This is a genomic window from Acinetobacter sp. YH12251 (genome assembly GCF_013417465.1).
GTDB lineage: Bacteria > Pseudomonadota > Gammaproteobacteria > Pseudomonadales > Moraxellaceae > Acinetobacter > Acinetobacter amyesii.
The window spans coordinates 92,215-117,272 of record NZ_VPDZ01000012.1 but is presented as its reverse complement, the minus strand read 5'-3'; the positions used below and the strand labels follow the sequence as shown (position 1 = coordinate 117,272).

The following is a 25,058-nucleotide window of genomic DNA, read 5'->3' as shown; positions in this document are numbered from 1 at the left end:
TTTTAATATTTCATCTGTTTGGGAAATGTCAATTTGCAACGCAAACCGCCCAATGGAGAATGATCAAAACTCAACTCTCCACCCAATGCTCTAGCTATTTTTACGGATAACGCCAATCCTAATCCTGTACCACCAGTTGCACGCGTACGTGAATCATCCACACGATAGAAACGCTCACCTAAACGTGCCAACTGTTCATCAGTTAAACCAAATGGGCTGTCATCAACATACACGGTCCACTGGGTTTCATCTTGCTCAGTATGAACATGCACTTCACCACCAGCTTCCGTATAACGAATACTGTTACCCAATAAGTTGACCATAATCTGTTTAAAACGGTCTATATCTAATTGTAATGAAGTCCCTTTGCCCATTGCGGTAATTTTCAAATCTGCTTGCTCAAACTTCGGCTTAAAGCTTTCAACCTCTTGCATCACTACATCCCACGGATTAATCGTAGTGAGATAACAATTTAATTGCTGTGCATCAGCTTGCGCCAAATCAGCCAAATCTTTGGTCAATTTTTTCAGACTACTGACTTGATTCAACATCGAAGTAAAATGCTCTGGCGTTGGCTTACGAATACCGTCCTGCATCGCCTCAATTTGAGCCTGTAACACGGCCAATGGCGTTTTCAATTCATGTGAAGTATCAGCCACCCATTGACGACGTGACGTTTCATGCTGATCTAGAATTACGGCCAACTGATTCAATTCATTCGATAAATCACCAAGCTCATCATTACGGTTCACCGCAACTTGATGTTGATAATTGCCCTTGGTTAATTCACGTGTTCCCATTAACAAACGCTGAATCGGTTTTTTAAAGTATGTTGCCAATAACAATGCTGCAATCAAACTTGCAATAAACGTAAGCACATAAACCAATAATAAATAACGTTTTTGCTTACTAAAGAAGTTAATACTGATCGCATCATCTTGATCGAGGACAGGTTTGAGCCCCAAATATCCCACGATTTGATTATTCACCATAATCGGACGATAAGAGATTTGTTCATCTGTCGGCTCACCCACAACAAATTGGCGATGTGCATCATATAAAGATAAACGCGAACTCAAGCCCAAGCGGTCAGGCATTTGGATAAATTGTTTCTTACCACCATTATTACTGTTACTTTGTGAGGATTGATCTTCATCTTTTTCATCTGTGTTCGACTCTTTTGGACGGAATACATTTTGGTTCGTACTTAAAGGAAATTTTAAACCTTCAAAGGGTTGGAACTCAGATGGTAAGTTTTGTTCCAGCCATTTCAGCTCTTCAATTTTTTGCTCTGCCGTTTGCTGTGGTGTTGCCAGCATCGATGCTGCATTTAAACTATGATCTTGAAAATAGCGCTGCTGCAATGCAATGTCATATTGACGACGTAACCACCACCGAGAGAGACGATCATAGTCATCTGGCGCTGCCTGCCCTTCAATTTGCAGAATCTGTGCCTGAATCGCATTGCCCCAATCATGATAGACCGTATACACATCGGCTAAATTTTCAATGACATGGTCAAGCTTTTGCATCTCGACATCGGCCACATATTTGGTGAAATTACGCTGCATATTCCAATGCAAAACGCCAAGACTTACCGTTGTGATGACGAGCGTCGTCAACAACACAGTCAGAAACAAGCGTAGGGCAATCGGGATACGACGTATTTTCAAACGAGAACTCTCATTTTTCTTCTATATTCATTATTGTAGCGAACACGCAACTAAAAAACTCTCCATTGTTTCTACATCTTTATTATTTAATCTTTAACCATCGGAAAAAGATCTAATCTGGTGGGGTAAAGACTATGAAACAAATGACCAAAATTGCTTTAATCGGTGCAAGCGTACTGAGCATGGGTGCATTAACTGCCTGTCAATCGACAACCGCACCAAAAGATAACGATCATGGCCGTATGATGAAACAACATCATGGTGATCAAGATCGTCGTATGTCACCTGAGCAACGTGAACATTTTAAACAAATGCGTGCCGAGCAACGTCAAGTGTTTGCTGATATGCAAAAAGCCTGCGATGGCAAGGCTACAGGTTCAACAGTTCAAGTAAAAGCTGGCGATAAAAATATTGATGGTACATGTACCATGGTGTTCAAAGCAGACCGTCAAGACATGAAAAAAGCACGTGGTGAACATCGTCCAATGCGTGGCGACATACGTGGTCAGATGCAACGCGGTGAGCCACTGACTGATGCAAAACGTGCAGAGCTGACTAAACAGTTTGATCAGCGTTTAGCGGAACGCCAAGCCAAACAACAAGCGATTATGAAAGCATGCCAAGGCAAAACCGATGGCAGCGCGGTTGCGATTAAAGTTGGTGAACAGCAGATAAATGGTAAATGTGAAGTTCGCTTCCAACCTAAAGCCCCTGTTGCCCCGACGCCAGCACTAGTGAAATAATCCAAACTTAGATCGCAATATCATTGCTTAAAAAAGGCACTCCCATGAGTGCCTTTTTTATTGGACATATCTTTTTACGCTTTTTGACTATTTGTGTCATTCATTTTCATCTAAAAGCGTTTACACTCAATGCACTTAGCTTTTTCAAGGGATATTTCTTTGACTTTACAGTCACCAACAAATCACCCTGAAATGCTTGTACCCAATAAGAAGATGTTGCACGATTAGAACCATTCCAATACGTGTCATTGAAGACACGTTCAAATGTTATTTAGGATTACTAACGCTGGTAGAAACCAGTATTGAGGAAAACGATATGCCACAATACAAAGCGCCCTTACGTGATATGCAATTTGTTCTGCATGAACTTTTAAAAGCAGAAGATCACTATGCACAACTGCCTGCATTTTCAGACACCGTAAGCCGTGAGTTGGTTGACCAATATCTAGAAGCTGCTGCTGACTTCTGTGAAAATGAACTTTCTCCTCTTAACCAAGTCGGCGACCGTGAAGGTTGTACTTGGAATGATGGCGTTGTAACAACACCAACTGGTTTTAAAGAAGCGTATCAAAAATATATCGAACTCGGTTTCCCATCTTTATCTGCTGAAGAACAATACGGCGGTCAAGGCTTACCGGTTTCTTTAGGCAACATCATTTCAGAAATGGTGGGTACGTCGAACTGGGCATGGGGTATGTACCCTGGTCTATCTCATGGTGCTGTACGTACTTTAGAACACCACGGTTCTCAAGAGCAAAAAGACACTTACCTGCCTAAACTTGTTTCAGGTGAATGGACAGGTACCATGTGCTTAACAGAATCTCATGCAGGTTCTGACTTAGGTATTATCCGTTCTAAAGCTGAACCACAAGCAGACGGTAGCTACGCAATCTCTGGCGAGAAAATCTTTATCTCTGCTGGTGAACACGACATGGCTGAAAACATCATCCATATCGTCCTTGCTCGTCTTCCAGGTGCACCAAAAGGCACGAAAGGTATTTCATTATTCATCGTACCTAAATTCAATGTAAATGCTGATGGCTCAATTGGTGAGCGCAATGCTGTACGTTGTGGTTCGATTGAACACAAAATGGGTATCCATGGTAACGCGACTTGTGTCATCAACTTTGATAACGCAAAAGGCTTCTTGATTGGCCCTGAAAACCGCGGTCTAAACTGCATGTTCACATTCATGAACACTGCACGTATCGGTACTGCTGTACAAGGTCTTTCAGCTTCTGAAGGCGCTTTCCAAGGTGCACTTGCTTACGCAAAAGACCGTTTGGCAATGCGTTCACTTTCAGGCCCTAAAGCACCTGAAAAAGAAGCAGATCCAATTATCGTTCACCCTGCAGTACGCAACATGCTGCTTACGCAAAAATCATTTGCTGAAGCTGGTCGTGCTCTGGTTTACTTATTGTCTTTCCATGCCGATATCGTGGAACAAGGTGCAACGGAAGAAGAACGTAAATTCTCTGACAACATCTTGTCTCTACTAACCCCAATTGCTAAAGCATTCTTGACTGAAACAGGTTCTGAATCTGCAAAACACGGTGTTCAAGTATTTGGTGGCCACGGCTTCATTTCTGAACATGGTATGGAACAAATCGTACGTGATACACGTATCTCTTGCTTGTACGAAGGTACGACTGAAATTCAAGCAATTGACTTGTTAGGTCGTAAAGTATTGGGTACTCAAGGTGCAATGTTGAAAGACTTCACCAAGATCATCCATAAATTTGTTGAAGCTAACAAAGACAACGCTGCCATGAAAGAATTTGTTGAGCCGCTTGCTGCGCTAAACAAAGAATGGGGCGACTTAACCATGCAGATTGGTATGAAAGCAATGCAAAACCCTGAAGAAGTGGGTGCTGCTGCTGTCGACTACCTCTACTTCTCTGGTTATGTAACGCTTGCTTATTTATGGGCTCGCATGGCCTTAGTTGCACAAGAAACTTTAGCTGCAGGAACAACTGATGTTGATTTCTACAATGCAAAAGTGACGACTGCTCGCTTCTACTTCAAGAAAATCTTACCGCGCGTTCGGTCTCATGTAGAAGTGATCGCAGGTGGCCTAGATCCTCTTATGGCATTAGATGCAGAACACTTTGCATTCTAATGTGAATATATAAAACATATTCAAAAAATTGTACTCTTGAGTGCAGAAATAGAGAAAGGACGGTCATAGCATTGGCAGTCCTTTTTCTTTATAAATAGTCCCATAATTTTACTTTGGTCAATTTTCTCCACGCTTTGTGTCGATACAAATTGCCCCAAGTCCATAGATTCAAACAATAAACAGGTGAACGAACATGCCAATTTATAATGCGCCGCTTGCAGATATGAAATTCATCTTAAATGATGTTTTTAAAGCAGAACAATTCTGGCAAAACAACGAAAATCTTGCTCACGTTGATGCTGCTACTGCAGAAGCCATTCTTGAAGAAATGGCAAAATTTGCGCAAAACGTCACTCATCCATTAAACCGCACAGGTGATGAAGAAGGCGCAACCTATAGCAATGGCAATGTCACGACTCCTGCTGGTTTCAAAGAAGCATTTAAACAATATGCAGAAGGCGGCTGGATTGGTCTAGGCGCAGATGAAGAATGGGGCGGTCAAGGCATGCCAAAAATGCTGACTGTTCTGGCTGATGAAATGCTGTTTGCAACCAACCCATCATTCATGCTCTACCCGCTTCTTTCTGTTGGTGCAGGCATGGCGTTAAACAGCTATGCATCACAAGAGCAAAAAGAAACTTATTTGCCAAAAATGTATACAGGCGAATGGTCAGGCACGATGTGCTTAACTGAACCGCATGCAGGTACAGATTTAGGTATTATCAAAACTAAAGCTGAACGTAATGAAGACGGTACTTATAACATTACAGGTACGAAAATCTTCATCACTGGCGGTGACCACGACCTTTCTGAAAATATCATCCACTTAGTTTTAGCGAAAACGCCTGATGCGCCTGCGGGCTCACGCGGAATTTCACTATTCATCGTACCTAAATTCTTGGTGAATGCAGATGGTTCATTGGGAGAGCGTAATGCTGTAGGCCCTGGTTCAATTGAACATAAAATGGGGATCAAAGCGTCTGCAACATGTGTGATGAACTTTGATGGCGCGAAAGGTTACCTGGTTGGTAAAGAGAACGAAGGTCTTGCTGCAATGTTCGTGATGATGAACTACGAACGTCTGTCTATGGGTATTCAAGGCCTAGGTGCTTCTGAATTTGCTTATCAAAATGCAGCGCAATATGCGACTGATCGTTTACAAGGCCGTAGCGCTTCTGGCGTTCAATCGCCTGCAAAACCTGCAGACAGCATCTTAGTTCATGGTGATGTACGTCGTATGTTGCTGAACGCACGTGCCAACAATGAAGCGTCTCGTGCATTTGCGGTTTATGTGGGTCAACAACTGGACATTACCAAGTTCTCTACTGACCCAGAAGCAGTCAAAGCAGCCAATAACCGTGTTGCGCTGTTAACACCTATTGCGAAAGCGTATTTAACAGATACAGCTTTCCAAGCAACACTCGATGCCCAAATGGTCTTCGGTGGTCATGGCTTTATTCGTGAATGGGGTATGGAACAATGTATTCGTGACCTGCGTATCGCACAGATTTACGAAGGGACCAACGGTGTTCAATCGCAAGACTTAATTGGCCGTAAAACCATTAAGTGCAATGGTGAATTCATTGCTGAATATATCCAAGAAATTCGTGATTTTGCCAATAACTTAGATGCCAGCTTGAACTACATTAAAGATGCAACATTAGATGCAGCAGCTGAAGTTGAAGCTGTGACTCAATATGTACTTGAAGCTGCTCGTGAAAACATTGAGTTCCCGAACTCAGCAGCAGTTGATTACCTACATGCTGTAGGCCTACTCAGCTTTGCCTATATGTTTGCCCGCATTGCAGATGCAGCAAAAGACAAAGATGGCGAGTTCTACCAAAACAAACTTGCACTGACTCTTTACTTCACGCAGCGTATTTTGCCTGAATTGGCTTTACGCATTGCTAAAGTGAAAGCAGGTTCTGAAGTGATCATGAACTTCTCTGAAGATTACTTTACCAACCAAGCTTAATTAGCCGTACAAAATCAAAAATGCCCGATTTATCGGGCATTTTTTTATTTTACTGCTCTTATTATATAAACACTGAGTACAACTTTTTCAAAAAATCATAAGCATACTTACTTATTCACAATCTCCTAATTCCATTCGATATGTAAAACAAGAATGGAGCTGATCGTCTAGCATTGGAAATGTAGCCCAATGCGTTGTATCTTTATCTTGTTTAAATCCTGCCTTCATTAAGACATTTTGTGATGCTAGATGTTCCTCAGCACAAAAAGATGAAACAACCTTCGTGACATGATTCTGCTTTAAATACTTAATTACCCCAATTAAGGCCTCAGTCATATAACCACAACCATGAAAATTCCCCCCTAACCCAAAATGTATTTCTCCATGGTTTTCTTGATTGAAGAAATACAGTAAGCCCATCGCTAACTGCGTATTCTTATCACTAATCACCCATGCAAAATCAGGATTGTGTATCGACCAATAATGATCTGCCCATTTTTCTAAAACACTCTTGGTCTGTTGAATCGTTAAATGTGGCAACCGCTGCAGATAACGAGTTGCTTCTATATTCAAAAAATATGTATCAAATAATGAAACTTCATCTCCTAACTGATACTTTCTCAGGCATAAACGTTCAGTTTCAATCCTATTGGGCATGATTCTTTAGCCTGTTATTTCATGGGATAAAATTTTTTGATCGACTCAACCATTTCAGCATTCGACATTTCCAAAGCTTTTGCCACATTCATTGCATCTACAACGCTGCGATTTTGACTCACTTTAAACTTACCCAAAATTGAGTCTATTTCGATTTCAATCGCTATAATTTTTTCCAGTTGTTCCGCGATAAAATCATGAGGCGCATCGCCCATTTTCCATGGCACGGGTTGGCTAGCTTCATGTTGTCGAGTCAGCCGAGCCAGAAGCCCTCGTAAATATTTTTCATCTGCAACTTTACGAATTGTGCCTTTGACATGTACCACGCGATAGTTCCATGTCGGCACAACGCGATGATGTTCCTGCTTTCCTTCATACCAGCTTGGCGAAATATATGCATCATCGGCATGAAAAATCACATAGGCTTGCGCTGACTGATTTAGCAATTCAAACATTGGATTAGCCTTGGCAATATGACCGCGCAATATGCCCAATTCGCCTGACTCAGCGTCATATTCTAGTGGTAAATGATTCACTTCCAACTCACCATTGGGTGCAGTCAGTATTACTGTCGCCAAAGCATACTTACGCATAAGATCAATCAGATCAGGGAGTTCATCATGTTTAAAATGCGTTGGTTGATACATCGTCGCTTCATTCTTATAGGACAAGATTTAAGCTCAAACTTAACATTAAAAACTTTATTAAACCTAAAAAATATTTTTGTCATATTCGCTTCATGTGCATGAAATTTGCTTGGTATTTAATGACTCGTTCTTCATTGAATATTTACGCAATTTACACAGGAGGAATATATATGACACATCGTGATCCCAAAGTAGAAAAAATCGAAGCCCTCCTCGACCGACTTGGCAATATTGCTGTAGAAGGTTTTCATTATCTTGCACTGTTTGTCATCGGCTGTATGATTTTATGGTCCGCGGGTCATACCATTTTTGAAATTATTAGGGTTAAACAATTCGCCACGATTGACGATATTTTATTATTGTTTATTTACCTTGAACTCGGTGCCATGGTCGGTATTTATTTTAAAACTAACCACATGCCGGTACGCTTCCTGATTTATATTGCTATTACTGCCCTGACCCGTTTACTGATTTCGGACATTCAACATGACCATAAAGCAGATATGGGCTTGGTCATTACTACAGGTTCGATCCTCATTCTTGCTGTGGCCATTTTGATTGTGCGCTATGCCTCTTGGACTTACCCTTCGGTTATTCGAGACAAGCATTCCGAAAAGCCACTGCCTGAAGGAAAAACCCCTCGCCCACAAGATGATGAATTGGCTTAAACACTAAATCGTTCCCTCTCCTTTTAGGAGATGAGTAGCACTGCTACGCAAGGGAGAGGTTATAAACCTTATCGATTAGGCACCAGCACATAGCGACCATTTTCAAAGATCCAGTACATGCCACTTGGGGGTGCAGGTAAACCTAAACGCTGCCAATCACTGATAAACGTATAGGTCGAACTCGAAATACTCGCGCTGGCAGGATCGCCATTGACCCAACTATAGCTCTGCGAATTTTGAGTAATCGTGGTCGGCGCATTGTATTGAATACTAATGCCACTTTGTGGATACTGCGGATAAGGTCGATTTGGATATTGCGGATAAACCGGCGGGCGACTAGGATAATGAGGATAATTCGGCGCATGCTGCGGATAGCCAGGCCGATTCATCGACGATGGGCGGTGTTGTGGTTTTGATGTATCCACACCTTGGTAGTTTGCCCATTTGTTTTCCGCAAAAGTACTGGCTGAAGCACTGATCAGCATCACACCTGCAATCGCATAGAATAATGTGGTTTTCACTTAAGCTCTCCTCGACGGTTTATACGCTCAGTATAAATTCCATTGTAGGAGAAAAAATGAATAAAAATCCATCAAGTGCAAGAATTTGTTAATTTTCCGACCAAGCTGATCGCACCTTCAGGCTAGCCTGTTTTTCATTGGATTATGCTAAGATTGATTTTATTTCGTAGTGGATCAAACGCTGTGTCTGAATTAAGTTTTGACCGACTTCATCAATTTTTTTCTAAAGTTCCAAGTATTCAAGAACAACTGATTGACTCGTACGGAACCGATGGTAAAACTGCTTGGTGGTTTAAATTTCAAATTAATGTAGATCACCCTTTAGCATGGCAAACCGTTCAAGAATTGGGTCATGTATTGAACTATATTTCTAAAAATGAACGCTTACCGACTCAATTTTTACCGGTTTCTCCGCCACCATATATGAATGGCGAAGCAAAACAATTCTTGTCTTGGGTGATTCAATGTAACCACGCCGATTTTCCACCAGATGTCATCTGTGACTGGTTAGAAGCTCGTTTGCCACAACCAGTAGATGATGCCGATAAATGGAAAATCAAAACCGATATTAAAGAATTGGATCAAATGACAGATAAAGATTTAGATCAAATCGTTCCGCCGAATCCTGTACCGAAGAATTAAAACTGATTTAGTTCCTCCTAACCTCCCTTTAAAAAAGGGAGGAAAGCCCCTCTTTAAAAAAGAGGGATTTGGGAGATTAAGACAATTCTAAAAAGTAGATATTCCGCTCCATTCCATAAAGCGATACAACACATATTTCAAGGTCGATTCATCCGCATATTTACTATAATCGACACTCATTTGTTTACCATCCAGATTTGACCAAGCGGTATTAAAGTACTGTGATGCATCTTTAAAAACTTGAACATCTTTCACACCGATCACGCGTAAATCAGTTTCTAAATTATAATTTTTCAAGTTACGTGCCGTGAAATTGGCAGAACCTAAAATCATATCGGCTTGATAAGCAGTACGTTTTAAAATCATCTTGCTATGGCACTGCTCACCTTGGGTATTACACCAACGTACATCAATACCCGCCTCATGTAATTCGGATGCTACAGGTCGATTTGGAATGCCATTTTTGGTACGTCCAAAAGCATCCTTATTCGGATCGAGTAATACACGAACTTTCACGCCACGTTCATGTGCAGCAATGAGTGCTTTGATAATTTTACGTTCTGACAAGTAGAACATCGCGATATCAATTTCAGTTCCAGCTTTCTTCGCACTATCAATTAAGTCGAGTGTGGCATCATAAATGGCTTTTTCAGTCAGCACTTGAACCTGTGGCTGAGTTTTCGCGGCTTCAACATCTTTAATCACTACAAATGGAATATTAGCTTTAGACATCATGCCTACGGCTTGCTCGGTCTTTAGCAGATCAATCGCGGTCATGCCTTTGACGGTTAAGGCCACATTAGAATGTCGTGAGCTACCATCATGTGGATTCATAGAGGTGACCAAACCTTTCCAACCGTCAACGGTATCGACCACCAAGGTTTTACGATGATTGGCTTTAAAGTTGAAAAGATCCATATAACTACGAATCGTCACTTTTTCCGTACCTAATGGATTCGGTAACCAGCCTTGTTCAGGATTATTGCCAATATCTTGACAGCAGATATACCAAAAGCCTGACCATGCAGGATTGGAAGCACGAAGCGGCACCAAATTGGTTTCCATCAACTCAATTCCCCCTTGTCGTAATTGACGATAATGCTCGGGTTGAATGCCGCCATAGACCGAATTGACCGGGTCAGTAATCACAAAAATTTCCACTTGAGGAGATAGTCGACGCTTCAAAATCAGCGCATCGGTCAACTCCTGTGTTAATTGTTCATGTTTTAATTGAGAGTCACCAACTTGCGGATTAAAGAGAAACATATCCAACACAATGGTCGACTGTGCTTCCTCAATCATTTTCAGCATTTCTTTAAAAATGCGATGTTCCTGTTGCTGCTTTCCTTGCGCATCGATATAGGTTTCATCCACTAAAAAGTTCACTTCAGCATGGCGAAGTTTTCCCGTGTAGTTCAACCCTTCTGGGAGTGGCTTTAGCGTGTGATAAGTTGCCGATGCCAAATAACCTAAAACCAATAAACCAATGACCACGCCCACATAGCGACGACGTGACCAATTGAGCTTGTGATGTATTCGTTGAATGATGCGCATAAGAAAAAACCTAGTCTAATGCGCTCAGACTAGGTTTTATTCATTGATTTTTCAAGAGGATTTCTGTGACTTTACCTAGACTTACTTAGAGAAGTCTGTGCAAACTCAATTAGAAACCAAATTCAAGACCAACCGTAAAATTACGACCGACTTGTGGAATATTGGCAAGGAATGACGTATGAGAGTAAACATCTTCATCCAATAAATTATTGGCTTTGAAATAGACTCGATAATCATTTTGATCTTTCAATTGACCACTATAGGCCACACCCAAATTCACCATGTTGTAGCCATCTGTTTCACGCTCAAATGCAGTAATTTTGTCTTGTTTGAATACATGTGAATATTCTGCAAGACCTGACCAACCATCGGCAAAGTCAACATCGACCTTGGTTCCTAAGCGCCCTGCAGGCACACGTGGCGCATTTTCACCATCAATTTTGCCGCGAACATAATCACCAAAGACACTGAGTTTATACATGTCATTTACTGCATAACCCACTTGAGCTTCCGCACCATAGAACTTGGCTTTGTCTTGGGTGTAATCAACTAAGCGGAAGTTTTCAAAATTATCTTTGGTTGCAGCATAAATATAGTTATCGTACCAGTTGTGATACACATGTACATGGTAGTCCAATTGGTCTTTTTCATAATGGAAACCTAATTCTAGATTATTAGATTTTTCAACATCTAGATTTTCATTTCCGCGTTCATAGGTATTGGTCGCAAAATGCTTGCCATCTGCATACAGCTCTTGCGCCAATGGCAAACGCTCTTGATGAGAACCCACCAAGGACAATTTATAATTTGGTGCAAACGCCCAATTCACAGCACCTGAATAAGAGATGCTATAATCATCATAATCTTTTTGTGCAGAATCGATTTGAATTTTCTGCTGATCGACACGGGCGCCCAGCTCGACATGAAAATCACCAAATTGTTTATGTTCTAAACCAAATACACTCCATTTTTGGGTTGTATTTGGGTTCATCAATGACTCTTCGCCACTGATATTGAGCTTTTGCTGATTGTATTGTGCGCCTATCACCCCTTCCCAATCCGCAATCGGGTTATGCACCAACTCTAAACGACCATCATAGCCCTGACTTTTAAAGGTCGTTGCCGCTGTATCACCTTCAATTTCATCATGTTGATAATCGGTATAACTTGCATGTGCACGGATTTTTTGGAAGCCCGCAAACGGATTCGCAAGTTCGGCACGGAAATCATAACGTTCTGACTTTAGATCAACCCAAGGTCCGCCATGAGCATGTTCATGTTCGTGTTCATCGCCATGGTCATGATCTGAGTGATCTAAGACATGATCATCATGGTCTCCACAGAATAATTCATTATCATGCGGATGACAGTCCTCATATTTATGATCGTGTCCTGGCAAACCATATTGATCTTGGCGATTGCTATAAGAAACACCGACAAAACCACGATCATGAATCCATGAACCACCAATATTGATCGTTTCACCTTCAGCAAAAGTATTGTCGACACGACGTGCTTTTTCGCGATGCAGTTCAGGTTCTTCATCTTCATGGTGATGTTCGTGTTCAGTGAAATAACCTTGATGTGCAATATAGTCATTGGCTTTACGCTTTGATCCCTCAACTCGCAGTGCAAAATTTTCTCCTAGCGCAGCAGTGACACCTGCACTCGCTAATTTTTCGTCACTACCTGAGTTATAACGTAGCCCAACTTGCCCTTCATAACCTTTATCAGGAATAGAGGTAGGAATTTTTTGATCCGTCACGTTGACCAAACCGCCGACTGTGCCTGCCGCGTATAACAGCGTTGATGGCCCACGGATGACTTCAATTTGTTTTGCCAAAATCGGATCTACCGTAACCGCATGGTCAGGAGATAAAGTCGAAACATCTGCAGTTTCTGAGGCGTGTTCTAAGACTTTGACACGAGGGCCATCTTGACCACGCAGCACAGGACGACTTGAACCTGCACCAAACTGATTTGAATACACTCCAGGTTGTCCGGCAATGGCATCACCAATAGTGACTCCACCTTGTGCAAGGGCTTTATGTTGAATGACATTATCGGCAACAGCAAAATCTGCCGCACTTTGGTTTAAGGGATGGACCTGAACATTAATGGCTTCGAGCTTTTGTACCTGTTGTTCTGGGTCATCGGCATAAAGGTTGGGTGCAATCACTGCAAAAATCGAAACAGTTATTAAATTCTTATGAAAAGACATGTTGGAGAGACTCAAATCAGGCTATTTTTGAATAATGTTATAATATAACATTTCATTACTTTTGCAATAAAAAACATTCTAATCTGCCCAAATCAAATACACTAACCGATACAACATTGTATTTATTCATATATTTATTTTAGTTCAATGCCTTTTACCATATCCCATGCTGTACTCGCACCGCCTATTTCCAAATTAAGCGGAAACCGCCTGCCTATTGCAGCACTCGCAATTGGTAGCATGGTGCCGGATTTATTCCGTTTATTTACTAATGCTGACTATGCAGGTTCACATCAATGGTCGGGGTTAATTGTTCCAAACTTAATCCTTGGTTTGCTGTTTTGTGTGCTGTGGTATGTGCTTTATCGCCCGATGTTATTTGCTTTTTTTGGTTTAAATAAGCCGCTGCATCTACAGAGTCTTAATCAATTCTGTGGGTTTATGCTCAGTCTCATCCTCGCACTCATCATTGGAACTTCGACGCATATTGTTTGGGATGGCTTGACCCATGTTGACTTTCGTACCTTTGCATTTAAGGATCTATTGATTCTACCGATTCAATTTTTTGGTCATTCATATCCCCTACATCGCGTGTTGCAAATTGGATTATCTGGATTGGCACTCCCCTTTTTGGCATGGATGATTTATCGTCATCATCTTCACTATCGAAGTACTGCAAACGTCCCCACATCCATCAAAGTCTATGTATATGGTTTAGCGGCCCTGTCTTTAGCTGCGGGCATCGCAAGTTATTTTTATTTTGCTGACAGTATTTATTCTGATGCCTTTGTACACGACTTGTATGCCTATGTCGGCAAAGCCATTAATTATTTTTTCCGTGCATTTTTAGCCACGTTTAGCTTCGGTAGTCTGATATTTCTGATCTTAAGCAAGAGCAGCAATATTTTTTCAACGTCATCGGCTTAAGCCCATCATTGACCGAAAATTTGCTGTAAATTTGGCAGTTTTAGCAATAAGTCCTTGTGACAAAACAGCCAAAAAGAGGCATAATCCCCTATTCGAATAAAAGCGGTACGCTGTTTACGTATTCGCTGACCTTAACCCATATAGTTGGATTTCTAACGCTATGATGCGAACTCATTACTGCGGTTCTTTAACCGAAGCTCAAATTGACCAAACCGTTACATTATGCGGTTGGGTACATCGTCGCCGTGACCACGGTGGTGTAATCTTCCTTGACATGCGTGACCGTGACGGTCTTGTTCAAGTGGTTATTGACCCAGATACCCCTGAAGCATTCGCAACTGCGGACAAAGCACGTTCAGAATTCGTATTAAAAATTACAGGCCGTGTACGTCGTCGTTACGCAGGTACTGAAAACGCGAATATGACTAGCGGTCAAATCGAAGTTCTTGGTAAAGAAATCGAAGTGCTTGCTGGTTCAGAAACTCCACCATTCCCATTGAATGACGACAACACAAATATTTCTGAAGAAGTACGTTTGAAATATCGTTTCCTCGATATTCGTCGTCCAGAAATGTTAGATCGTCTTCGTTTCCGTTCTAAATTGACTAACCTAATTCGTAACTACTTCGAAGAAAATGGTTTCTTAGACGTTGAAACACCTATTTTAACGCGTGCGACTCCTGAAGGTGCACGTGACTACTTAGTACCAAGCCGTGTTTCTAACGGTAGCTTCTATGCGCTTCCACAATCTCCACAGCTATTCAAACAGTTGTTGATGGTGGGTGGTATTGATCGTTACTACCAAATCGCGAAATGTTTCCGTGATGAAGACTTACGTGCTGACCGTCAGCCTGAATTCACACAAATCGACGTTGAAACATCGTTCATGAGTGACGATGACATTATGGATTTGATGGAACGTTTAACGGTTAAGATGTTCAAAGAACTTCTAAACGTTCAGTTCGACAAGTTCCCACGTATGACGTATGCAGATGCAATGCGTGACTATGCATCTGATAAACCTGACTTACGTATTCCTTTGAAATTGGTTGACGTTGCAGACATGATGCAAGACGTTGAGTTCAAAGTATTCGCAGGTCCTGCTAAAGATCCTAAAGGCCGTATTGTTGCGCTTCGCGTACCAGGTGCTGGCGCGCTTCCACGTAGCCAAATTGACGAATACACTAAATTCGTTGGCATTTATGGCGCGAAAGGCTTGGCTTACATCAAAGTCAACGAACTTGAAAAAGGTATTGAAGGTCTTCAATCTCCAATCGTTAAATTCATCGAGCCAATCGTGCTTGATCTATTGAAACGTGTTGGCGCTGAAAATGGCGATATCGTATTCTTCGGTGCAGATAAAGCGAAAATCGTAAACGATGCGATGGGTGCTTTACGTATTAAAGTCGGTCACGACATGAAACTTGCAACTTGCGAGTGGGCGCCACTTTGGGTTGTTGACTTCCCAATGTTCGAAGAAACTGATGACGGTAAATGGACGTCTGTTCACCACCCATTCACGCTGCCAAAATCAAGCGTTGAAGAAGTGAAAAACAACCCAGGTGCTGCATTGTCTGTTGCTTACGATATGGTATTGAACGGTACTGAAATCGGTGGTGGTTCATTACGTATCTTCAACCTAGAAATGCAAAAAGCGATCTTTGAAGCGCTTGGTATTTCTGAAGAAGAAGCAGAAGAGAAATTCAGCTTCTTGCTTAACGCCTTGAAATTCGGTGCGCCTCCTCACGGTGGTTTAGCATTCGGTCTTGACCGTTTAGTGATGTTGATGACTGGTGCATCTTCTATCCGTGACGTGATTGCATTCCCGAAAACTAAGACTGCGGAATGTCCTTTAACTCAAGCGCCTGCGCCAGTTGAAGCGAACCAATTACGTGACTTAGGTATTCGCTTACGTGAAAAACCAAAAGCTGAAGAATCTAAATAATCTTACATTTTAAGATTTAGATTTTAAGTTTCAAAAAACCCTGCGCTATGCAGGGTTTTTTATGTCAACCTACAAAAGGTGGTAGAAAACCTACAAAACATAAATTAAAGATTTGATGTACTTTGCTAATATCAAAACGCTTCAAGTACGTTATGATGTTGCACTACATCCTTTGAGCAATGGACAGCTCAATTTTCCACTTCCGATTATTTTGTTTTTAGATTCAGATCTTTTTGTACTTTTCATTGAATAAGTCCGGTCTCTTGACAAAATTTATTTTATTCCATGCTGTAAATTTTGAGACCTTGTGATCCATGTACTTTCTATTCAAAATCATCGCATTACTGCCGCTTTGGCTGTTACAAAACTTGGCTTTGATGATTGCGTGTATTCTTGATCTGTTTAATTCATCGATCAAACGTATCACTAGCATCAATATTCAACTAGCCTACCCAGATTTGTCAGAGACAGCTCAGAGACAGCTCGTCAGTCAAAGTATCCGTAGCCAATGCCTGACCTATATTGAATTTATTAAATGTTGGGGGATGCCGCCGAGTTATAGCCTGAACTTATTGAAAAACATTTATGGTGAAAATATCCTCACGGAAGCACTGGCAAATAAAAAAGGTGTCATTGTTGTGGTTCCGCATTTTGGCTGTTGGGAACTACTCAATGCATGGCTGAACTTGTATACAGAACCGATGATTATGTATAAACCGAATAAAAATAAAGGGATCAATCGTTATCTGTTAGAAGCACGAGAGAAGTTCAATGCAACCTTAGTCCCGACAGATGAAACGGGGGTCCGTGCCATTTTTAAACATTTGAAACAAGGTGGCCTAACGGTCATTTTACCAGACCATTTACCGAAGTCTTCTAGCGGTATTTATTCCAATTTTTTTGGGCAAAATACTTTATCGATCACGCTGGTTTCCAAACTTGCTGCAAAAACCCAATGCAATGTCATTGGATTAAGTTGTATCCGACAACCTAACCTACAGTACTTTGATGTGCATTGCCAAACCTTATCAGACGAGATTTTATCTAAAGACTTACAATGTTCTGTCGACACGCTCAACATTGCCATGCAAGACATCATTAACCAAGCACCAGAACAGTATATCTGGTCTTATAAACGTTTTCGGGTCTGCTTTGGCAATATCAATATGTACCGCAAATAAAGGTGATCTAAGAACATCTCAACCTTTAGAGTTGTGTTCCGCAGGCTTGAATTAATCTTATTTAATTGAGATCAATTATCGACAGTGGCATAATAGCCTCAATTTCCACTTTAAGTGATTCTCCTATGGCTATGCGTCCTGAAGTCCGTCGTCGTGCAATCGTGTTGATTGTTTTTTCTGTCGTACAATGGTTGTTCATGCGCTACATTTTAGCCAACGAATTATTTAACTTAACTACCTATAACCGCATTGTTCTATTTTGTGTCAGCAGCCTTGCAGGTGCATTATTAATTTTTGTAGGTTTGATTTACATGGTGTTAAAGGGTAATGCGGAAAAGGACTCTTAAAACACTCTAAAGTCTCTTTTAAAAAATTAAATAGTATAGAAATTTTATAAACTGTTAACTAAAAATTTGACCTACTTTATATTTACATGAAATTTTATTTAGAAATAAAGTAGGATATAATTTTATAAAAACAGAATAAATTATTCGTATTCAATCATTTATACTTACTTAAGAATATTTTCAGAACTTTCTTTTTATATTTTTTAACATAACTTTTTTTCTTATTTTTTATTAACTGAATCTGTTCTCTTTCCTTTTGTAAATAACTATCTGTAACTGCATCTATTAGAGGCGGATGATCAAAAAGGTAAGAGGCATAAAAATTTACATATGGATATTTTACAATCACCCCTCCCCATTGATCACATAATTTGGGTGATTTGTGATATTGGAGTAAAATTTCAGCCATCTTACGATCTAAAACATAAGCATATGTAGAGGTCATATTTTCAATAAATAAAGGATGGATCTTTAATATATTTCGCTCAAATATTTTTTGCTCAATAAATCTACCATACACATTTTTAGCACAACTGAGTTGAATACCACCTAAGCTAAGAAAAAATGTAGAATTTAAGCTCAATTTTTCTATATGTGAATAGAACTCATCAAAATCAATCTCACTTAATAGTGAAATTGCATCATCTTCAAATACAAATGCCAAATTAGCATCTGTATCTAAAAAGTCTTGATAAGCTTTTAAATGAGACAGTGTACAACCTAATTCACCTGGCGTTAAAGGTCTACTTTTTCCTAATACCCCCAAATGAAAATACTCATCAACTGTTAATTTTTTACCAACTACCCCAATTTTATTAAATGAACTTGAATTTCTAAATATTCTTTGCTTAAAAAAATCTACTAGTCGTTCACTATTTTCTTTCTCGATAGAAATCACATATTTTTTCATGAACTGATTAAAAATAAATGCTAAATTGATAGCTAAATCATATCATTTGTATGTCTAACTATTCAATTGTTAGAGAATCTTAATTAAAAATAGAGTTATATATGCGGTTTATTGTTAAAAAATGGTTTTCATTTCTACAAAAAAAAAGAGAGTTAAAATTTAACTCTAGATGGTACCTACGCTTTGGCCAACTACAGTTGCCTTTTGAACCCCAGCAAATTCTATCCTTACATGAAATTCATGCACCTGAAGGGCACGTTTATGCCGATCCATTTATTGTAGAAGAAAATGGACGTACATATATTTTTATTGAAGAAGTTTCACCTGAGCATCCTGTTGGTTATTTATCTGTCATGGAAGTTTTTCAGGACGGTCAATACAGTCCACCTACTCCAATTATTCAGTGCTCTTATCACCTTTCTTATCCTTGTATATTCAAACATGAAGATATTTGGTACATGATTCCTGAAAGTGCAGCCAACCAAAGTATCGAGTTATGGAAATGTACAAATTTTCCATATTCTTGGGAATTTGATCGTACATTAATAAGTCATATAAATGCTGCAGATACTACACCGTATTATCAAAATGGAATGTGGTATCTATTTACCGCGATTAAAAATCAAAAATCAAAAAAATATGGTAATGAACTCCATATTTTTTACAGTGAGAATCTACTGAGTAGTGATTGGCAACCACATCCTCAAAACCCAGTTAAAAAAGGCATTGTGCAATATCGCCCAGGTGGTCACTTGAGCATGATCAACAATAAATTAGTCCGCCCATCACAGGACTCTCTGAAACGCTATGGTGGCAGCTTAGACCTCAATGAAGTTACAAAACTTTCTCCAGAACACTACGAAGAGAAATTTTGGATGAAATTAGATAGTGAGTGGCACCCGAATGATAATGGCTGTCATACCTTTAATATTTTTAACCAACATATTGTGATAGACGCAATTCGTGAAACCCCTAAAAAACTTTAACTTAATTTTGATACAAATTTTCAGTTTGCTGCAACATTGATTCAAATTTTAGGTTTTGCTCTGCTTTTATAAATGCTGCTTCGAATAGAGGGAGCATTTCAGCTCTAGGTTTTAATTCCCTCGATATCAAGTTCGCCATCTGTTCACTCGAATTCGGTTCACAGATAAACTGCCCATCAATAAAGTCAGGCACCATCCCAACATCAGTCGATAGAGTTGGTACGTGACTCAATAGAGCTTCAGCCAAAGTAATAGGACCACCTTCTTTTAAAGAAGAAATTACGAAGCAATCTACCTGAGCAAGTAAATCAGAAATATCTGACCGAAAACCCAATAGTTTTACACGATCATTTAAGTTAAGTTGGTCGATCTGAGTTTTCAGCGATTGGTACTGAGTCCCATCCCCTACAATCCATAATTCAGCATTGATATTTTTCCAAGCATCAATCAGGATATGAAAGCCTTTCACTGTTTCCAATCTACCAATCGCCAAGGCAATGGTAGGCTGATTTTCACATTTCACTTTATTATTAATTTGATTAATATCTTGATCTACACCATTCCAAATCACATGAACTGATTTTGAAATCGGAAATTTTGCTTTAATTTTCCCACTCACAGCAATGATGTCATCAAACGCCATGAATGGTTTTAAATTACTTTTCATCCCATGTACGGTGACAATCTTTTTACAAGAAAACTGCTTTAACCACGGTGCTAAAATACTTGCTGCTTTACTTGCCTGAACATGTAAAACGTCTGGTTGAAGTTGCTTTATTTGTTTAACTAACGCATAAATGAGAAACGGATTCCAGCGACTTCTAGAAAAATCAAATGGATGTAGTGTGATATGACCACTTAGTTTTTGTTGATAGGAACGATCTGCAATTAAATGAACTTCATGACTTTGCGCCAATCCACGACATAAATCTAATGTATGTTTTTCCAACCCCCCCATACCACCATTCGTTGCCATGACCTGTACAATTTTCATGATTACTCCGACTTCATATTTTTTTGTATCAACTGCTTGAGACGCTCTGCACGGCGACGAAGTTTTTTATGCATTAAGAAATCAGACCAATAAGACCATGGAATAATCTCCTTACTCTTTAATGTTGATTTAACATCAATACATTTTAATCTAAGTCCACCTCGATGATGTTGAACAACTAAATTACCCGAGTTTAAATCAAATAGTGGAATATTATGTTGAATTAGCCAATCCGTTAACTGATCAATCGAGTGACATACAGCCTCTATATTCAATGGTATTTGATGCTTGAGATAATGATGAAGACTAAGCGATACCTCACCTTGCTCATCCCGAATTAACTCACAACTAAGAATTAGTTGTGCATGAACAACTTCTAACTTCAAACAAGAGGCAATAAATTGATGTAATTCATGCTCATCAATACGTCTTTTTAAACGCTGATATGCACTCCATTCAATGTAATTTTCATTAAACCGATAAAAATGAGCGCTTAAAAAGCGTTGGATTTTTTGGCGAAAATTCTTAATTTGACGTTGTTCTGGAGGTAAATCTATTTTTAAACACACCTGAGGATCGGAAGGTGAAATCACGCAATAACGATTTGCTCCCGCCCCCAAATACTCTGCTGACTCTAACTTAGCAACTGAAAACATGATCCTTCCATTCATAGTCTTCGGTATAAGGCTGTGAGAAAATAGTCTCTAACATGAACTTTGTGACACGTTTTGAACTATAGCTAGAATGCGTTCTGTTCCAACCAGCTTCAGCAATCACTTTTGCTTCCTCGGGATGATTCACATAATATTGAACCTTATTTGCTAAATCATCAACATCACTAAAATACACCACTTCTTTATCTGAAAATAACGTCTCAAATCCAGGAATATGAGGTGTGAAGGTCAATAACCCATTACCTGTCAGTTGTGTAATACGATCTGATGTATATAAATCTAATGAATTCGCACGTGAATAGTTTAAGCCCATACGGGATTGACTTAAAACTTTAAAATATTCCGCACCAAAAACTTTTGGATCTTCATCAAAACCACAATAACGTGTAGGAATATGTTTAATTTTTTGTTGCAAACTACGAATAAATTGAGTACGTTCCACATCAGAAGATGAACCACAAAAGACCAATTCATTCACAAATTCATTTTTTTCAAAATTTTTTAGACTATCAACAGCATCCAGACTCATATTTGGCATATAAGCCACTTTATTGCCATTTCCTAAAGTCTTTAATAACTCACCACTTGTGGTGACAAAAATACAATCTAAATAAGGCGACCATTCTTTAATAAAATTCGCTTTCTTATCTACGCAAATCCAATCAACATACCAAAATGCTACTTTCGTTTTGGGATATTGTGCTTTAACTTGTTTTAACGTTTCCGTACTCAATAATGATGAATGGCCTATTAGGATTAAATCTGGTTCAAAATTTTTTACAACTTTTAATACTTCTTGATTTGCCCATTTTTTACCAACTTTTTTAGTGCGCCAAATGGTGCCATAATAAGCCATATCATGAAAAGAGAAGTCATAAACATGATGACCATTTAAAATCAAACCTGCCGAAATTTTTCTGTCTGTATTATAAAATTCAGCCCCAGATTTTTTAAAAGCAAAATTATTGATATGTAATATTTTCATAAGTTAACTCTGCAATCATATTTTAACATAATTAAAATTTCTTTCTTAATCTTACCTGGGTAATTCAATTATAAATAACCTCTAACAACAAATTAAAAGTGATTTATCAATTCTGCTAAGACTTACAAATAAAACAAAAAAAATCAATTCATTTTTATTTTTTGCTGTAAATCATTGCGCTTCGCTTTCATTTAATTTTTTATATGGCACATAATCATCCCAATCAAAAACGGTGACATTTTGATTGTCTTCGATATTCGCCAACGATTTTTTAGGATCTAATAATGGTGTTTTCACCCCCAATAAATCTGCATAAATATGCATATAATCATAGGCACTCACAGTCTTGTTATAGTGGTTTTTGGCCTGCGCATCGCTACGTAATACAAAAAATGGAACCTGATAATTATCTTTAAATTCATTATCTACATGATATGAATCTTCATCCACGGTCATACCATGATCAGAAAAATAGGTCACACTGAAACTACGCTGATCAGCCTTCAAAGAGGTATATATCTGTTCTATAAAGTGATCCAACTTATTGATCGAAGATAAATAACAATTAATCGTTTCAGGTTTATTCGCATACATACGTGGTGCCTTAAACAGACGTTCACAAGCATCCGGATGTGAACCCATCATATGAATAAAAATTACATTTTTTTGATTAGCATATTTTTTTAACTGGGCCTGTAATATTTCGACCAATTTGTCGTCATCAATATTACTCGACATATAGTTACCACTTTTCAGAAAAAACTGATGATCGGCATGAATCGCAATTTTAGAAATTGCCGTATCATTTTTCCCCATAAATCCCTGATTTGAAATCCACATGGTGTTATAGCCAGCTTGTTTTGCAAGCGTCACCACATTTTTTGCAATTTGAGGTTCACGGTTTTGATCGACCAAAGTCAGCGTTCGAGTCAGACTGGTTACCGTATTTGGTGCTGTCGCGATGTAATGATCTACAACATCCAGTGGCATCTCATTTAAAAAAGGCGTGGTATCTTCTTTCGCACCGTAAAGTGATAAATGATCTCGCTGAACACTCTCACCAATGATAATCACTTGATTATCATAGCTAGCATTCACCTGCTGAATTTGCCAATCGACATCTTGCAAATTATCTTCAAGGAGCTTGGCCTCTTCTTGTTTATATTTAACCGTCGCCAGTGCAGTTTGAACACCAAACACACTGACGCCGTTAGCAATAAAGATAAGTGCCAAAATCAGCTTGCGATAATTTCCCTGATTAGCTTGATTAAAAAATAAAATATAAAAACAGAGACTTAAAAAAATAATTAAGGCAAAAACAATATATTTAGGATTAACTACAGATAAAAATTCAAAGGCTTCATTGGTATTGCTTTGGAACATCGATGCCACGATTCCCAAAGACATGTGCCCTTGTAAGAACCCCGTCCCACTTGCAATATACAAGCTAATGACAAAAAACAGCGCAAGGAAAATGTACTTAAAAATACGACTATGTAATTGTTTTACTGCAATGAAAAAAAACGTACTCGAAAGAACCAAGATAAAAAATAAAGGAGCATCTTTGACTTCAGATAAATAGTCCCCAAAACCCAACCCAACGCAAAACCCAATTGAAAGCAAAAATGGAAACAAATAGGTTTTTAGCATGACCTGACAACCCTTTAATATTATTCAAACATTGTCTAGTTAGACTGAAATGTTGGTAGAAATTTTTCGTCGGGTATTATCTATACTTTAGGGACCGAGTACAATCTTTTTGGCGATACGGTCAGTTTCTTTAAATTCGGTAGCGAGATTCAAATCAGTTAAAGTGGTCTGTAACGACACCAAGCCTTGTTTTAAAATTTCATCTACCGACTTGGTAATCCGGTCTTCCTTCAAGCGATCCACTTCAATCACCCCGACTTTACAACCCGCGGTGAGAGCCTCGTAAATCATTGAAACACTATCTTCAGTCACCCAAACTGCTTCAGCTTTTTGCATTTCTTCAAAAATCCAACCTTGCGGCGTATCCTCAACAGGGAAAATCTGCAATTTTTCAATATTTTTCAACTGCGTTAGTTCTGCTAAAAATGCTTTTGGTGTGCGCCGTGAAGTGGTCAAAATGATTGCTGAATTTGGATTCTGCTCGACTATCTGTTCAATCGCTTGGAGCACTTTAGCCGCATTCCACTGATGGCGTTTTGAAGAGCCACCCAAAGCGATCAGGATTCGACCGTGCTGATGCCGCTCCTCATTCACAATAGGATTTAACGCACCTTGTGTGGTTAGTACTTTATTAGATGCCTGAATACCATCGTGCTGTGGAATTACCGCATAATCAAACCATGCAAACGGCAAGCTTGGCTTCATTAAAATAATGGTTTTGGCTTTGTTATACACCTTGCCCAACAGCCATACTCGAAAATGTGTGTGGCTACCGACGCCAAAAATATAAGTTGGCTCGTGTTCTACGGCATGAAGCTGATGGCTAAATAGCGCAGAAATAAGTGTCAGTATAGGCAAATCATCAATTGAAATTTCTTGAAATGTGACTGCTTCCTGAGATTGGCGCTGTATGGCTTTAAATAAACCCAAAGCTTGTGAGCGATGTCCCGCTTTCCCATCACTGACATAAACAATATGCATAGTCACGTTCCAAAAATTCAATATCTTCAGGCCAATAAAAAAGGCGAAACTTAGTTTC

At 39.4% G+C, this 25,058-nt stretch carries 22 protein-coding genes; 10 read left to right on the top strand and 12 right to left on the bottom strand.

What is annotated here, in order from left to right; genetic code table 11:
• Positions 1-2 precede the first annotated feature (2 nt).
• Entirely contained in the window at positions 3-1,673 is a 1,671-nt protein-coding gene (gene baeS / locus FTV27_RS12305; RefSeq protein WP_180078764.1) for a sensor histidine kinase efflux regulator BaeS, read from the bottom strand.
• A 134-nt stretch (positions 1,674-1,807) separates the two neighbouring features.
• Here baeS and FTV27_RS12300 point away from each other — a divergent pair, with 134 nt between their 5' ends.
• The 3 genes from FTV27_RS12300 to FTV27_RS12290 all read left to right on the top strand — a co-directional run bounded on the left by FTV27_RS12300 (position 1,808) and on the right by FTV27_RS12290 (position 6,510).
• Positions 1,808-2,416, top strand: a complete 609-nt coding sequence (locus tag FTV27_RS12300; protein WP_180078762.1) for a hypothetical protein — start codon at positions 1,808-1,810, stop codon at positions 2,414-2,416.
• A gap of 316 nt (positions 2,417-2,732) precedes the next feature.
• Positions 2,733-4,535, top strand: a complete 1,803-nt coding sequence (locus FTV27_RS12295) for an acyl-CoA dehydrogenase C-terminal domain-containing protein (protein WP_078194152.1) — start codon at positions 2,733-2,735, stop codon at positions 4,533-4,535.
• 193 nt (positions 4,536-4,728) lie between these two features.
• The gene (locus FTV27_RS12290) at positions 4,729-6,510 is read left to right on the top strand and encodes an acyl-CoA dehydrogenase C-terminal domain-containing protein (RefSeq protein ID WP_180078760.1); all 1,782 of its coding nucleotides are present in this window, start codon (positions 4,729-4,731) and stop codon (positions 6,508-6,510) included.
• A 111-nt stretch (positions 6,511-6,621) separates the two neighbouring features.
• On the opposite strand, the gene FTV27_RS12285 is transcribed toward FTV27_RS12290, so the two are convergent.
• Together FTV27_RS12285 and FTV27_RS12280 are read right to left on the bottom strand one after the other, a co-directional pair.
• Positions 6,622-7,167: a GNAT family N-acetyltransferase gene (locus FTV27_RS12285; protein WP_180078758.1), complete on the bottom strand. Its 546-nt coding sequence runs from the start codon at positions 7,165-7,167 to the stop codon at positions 6,622-6,624.
• Between the two features lie 14 nt (positions 7,168-7,181).
• Positions 7,182-7,814 (bottom strand): FMN-binding negative transcriptional regulator, encoded by a 633-nt coding sequence (locus tag FTV27_RS12280; RefSeq protein ID WP_180078810.1) that lies wholly within the window; start codon positions 7,812-7,814, stop codon positions 7,182-7,184.
• Between the two features lie 170 nt (positions 7,815-7,984).
• On the opposite strand from FTV27_RS12280, the gene FTV27_RS12275 reads away from it, so the two are divergent.
• Positions 7,985-8,482, top strand: coding sequence for a phosphate-starvation-inducible protein PsiE (locus FTV27_RS12275; RefSeq protein WP_180078756.1), 498 nt, complete (start codon positions 7,985-7,987; stop codon positions 8,480-8,482).
• A 68-nt stretch (positions 8,483-8,550) separates the two neighbouring features.
• Here the strand turns inward: FTV27_RS12275 and FTV27_RS12270 are convergent, their stop codons facing one another.
• Complete coding sequence (locus FTV27_RS12270; RefSeq protein WP_373687154.1) at positions 8,551-9,003, bottom strand: RcnB family protein; 453 nt, start codon at positions 9,001-9,003, stop codon at positions 8,551-8,553.
• Positions 9,004-9,186: 183 nt separating this feature from the next.
• Here FTV27_RS12270 and FTV27_RS12265 point away from each other — a divergent pair, with 183 nt between their 5' ends.
• Entirely contained in the window at positions 9,187-9,645 is a 459-nt protein-coding gene (locus FTV27_RS12265) for a hypothetical protein (RefSeq protein WP_078194213.1), read from the top strand.
• An 87-nt stretch (positions 9,646-9,732) separates the two neighbouring features.
• On the opposite strand, the gene FTV27_RS12260 is transcribed toward FTV27_RS12265, so the two are convergent.
• On the bottom strand, positions 9,733-11,199 hold the full coding sequence (locus FTV27_RS12260) for a phospholipase D family protein (RefSeq protein WP_180078754.1): 1,467 nt from the start codon (positions 11,197-11,199) through the stop codon (positions 9,733-9,735).
• 109 nt (positions 11,200-11,308) lie between these two features.
• Positions 11,309-13,420 (bottom strand): zinc piracy TonB-dependent receptor ZnuD, encoded by a 2,112-nt coding sequence (gene znuD / locus FTV27_RS12255; RefSeq protein ID WP_180078752.1) that lies wholly within the window; start codon positions 13,418-13,420, stop codon positions 11,309-11,311.
• A 147-nt stretch (positions 13,421-13,567) separates the two neighbouring features.
• Here znuD and FTV27_RS12250 point away from each other — a divergent pair, with 147 nt between their 5' ends.
• The 4 genes from FTV27_RS12250 to FTV27_RS12235 all read left to right on the top strand — a co-directional run bounded on the left by FTV27_RS12250 (position 13,568) and on the right by FTV27_RS12235 (position 17,820).
• A complete protein-coding gene (locus tag FTV27_RS12250; RefSeq protein WP_180078750.1) occupies positions 13,568-14,347 on the top strand; it encodes a DUF4184 family protein in 780 nt (259 codons plus the stop codon).
• A 160-nt stretch (positions 14,348-14,507) separates the two neighbouring features.
• On the top strand, positions 14,508-16,292 hold the full coding sequence (gene aspS, locus FTV27_RS12245) for an aspartate--tRNA ligase (protein WP_180078748.1): 1,785 nt from the start codon (positions 14,508-14,510) through the stop codon (positions 16,290-16,292).
• Between the two features lie 314 nt (positions 16,293-16,606).
• Positions 16,607-17,473, top strand: a complete 867-nt coding sequence (locus tag FTV27_RS12240) for a lysophospholipid acyltransferase family protein (RefSeq protein ID WP_180078746.1) — start codon at positions 16,607-16,609, stop codon at positions 17,471-17,473.
• 125 nt (positions 17,474-17,598) lie between these two features.
• On the top strand, positions 17,599-17,820 hold the full coding sequence (locus FTV27_RS12235) for a hypothetical protein (RefSeq protein WP_180022426.1): 222 nt from the start codon (positions 17,599-17,601) through the stop codon (positions 17,818-17,820).
• Between the two features lie 154 nt (positions 17,821-17,974).
• Here the strand turns inward: FTV27_RS12235 and FTV27_RS12230 are convergent, their stop codons facing one another.
• On the bottom strand, positions 17,975-18,730 hold the full coding sequence (locus FTV27_RS12230) for a glycosyltransferase family 25 protein (RefSeq protein WP_180022427.1): 756 nt from the start codon (positions 18,728-18,730) through the stop codon (positions 17,975-17,977).
• A 101-nt stretch (positions 18,731-18,831) separates the two neighbouring features.
• On the opposite strand from FTV27_RS12230, the gene FTV27_RS12225 reads away from it, so the two are divergent.
• Positions 18,832-19,716 carry a hypothetical protein gene (locus FTV27_RS12225; RefSeq protein WP_180078744.1) on the top strand — a complete coding sequence of 295 codons (885 nt, stop codon included), beginning with the start codon at positions 18,832-18,834 and terminating at the stop codon, positions 19,714-19,716.
• Between the two features lies 1 nt (position 19,717).
• Here FTV27_RS12225 and FTV27_RS12220 read toward each other — a convergent pair whose 3' ends face one another.
• The 5 genes from FTV27_RS12220 to FTV27_RS12200 all read right to left on the bottom strand — a co-directional run bounded on the left by FTV27_RS12220 (position 19,718) and on the right by FTV27_RS12200 (position 25,000).
• Entirely contained in the window at positions 19,718-20,710 is a 993-nt protein-coding gene (locus FTV27_RS12220) for a glycosyltransferase (RefSeq protein WP_168378744.1), read from the bottom strand.
• 2 nt (positions 20,711-20,712) lie between these two features.
• Positions 20,713-21,366 carry a YrbL family protein gene (locus tag FTV27_RS12215; protein WP_168378743.1) on the bottom strand — a complete coding sequence of 218 codons (654 nt, stop codon included), beginning with the start codon at positions 21,364-21,366 and terminating at the stop codon, positions 20,713-20,715.
• Positions 21,350-22,369, bottom strand: coding sequence for a glycosyltransferase (locus FTV27_RS12210; RefSeq protein WP_168378742.1), 1,020 nt, complete (start codon positions 22,367-22,369; stop codon positions 21,350-21,352). The genes FTV27_RS12215 and FTV27_RS12210 overlap by 17 nt, the downstream gene beginning before the upstream one ends.
• A gap of 171 nt (positions 22,370-22,540) precedes the next feature.
• Positions 22,541-24,019, bottom strand: coding sequence for a phosphoethanolamine transferase (locus tag FTV27_RS12205; protein WP_180078743.1), 1,479 nt, complete (start codon positions 24,017-24,019; stop codon positions 22,541-22,543).
• A gap of 87 nt (positions 24,020-24,106) precedes the next feature.
• Positions 24,107-25,000, bottom strand: a complete 894-nt coding sequence (locus FTV27_RS12200) for a mitochondrial fission ELM1 family protein (protein WP_180078741.1) — start codon at positions 24,998-25,000, stop codon at positions 24,107-24,109.
• Positions 25,001-25,058: the final 58 nt, after the last annotated feature.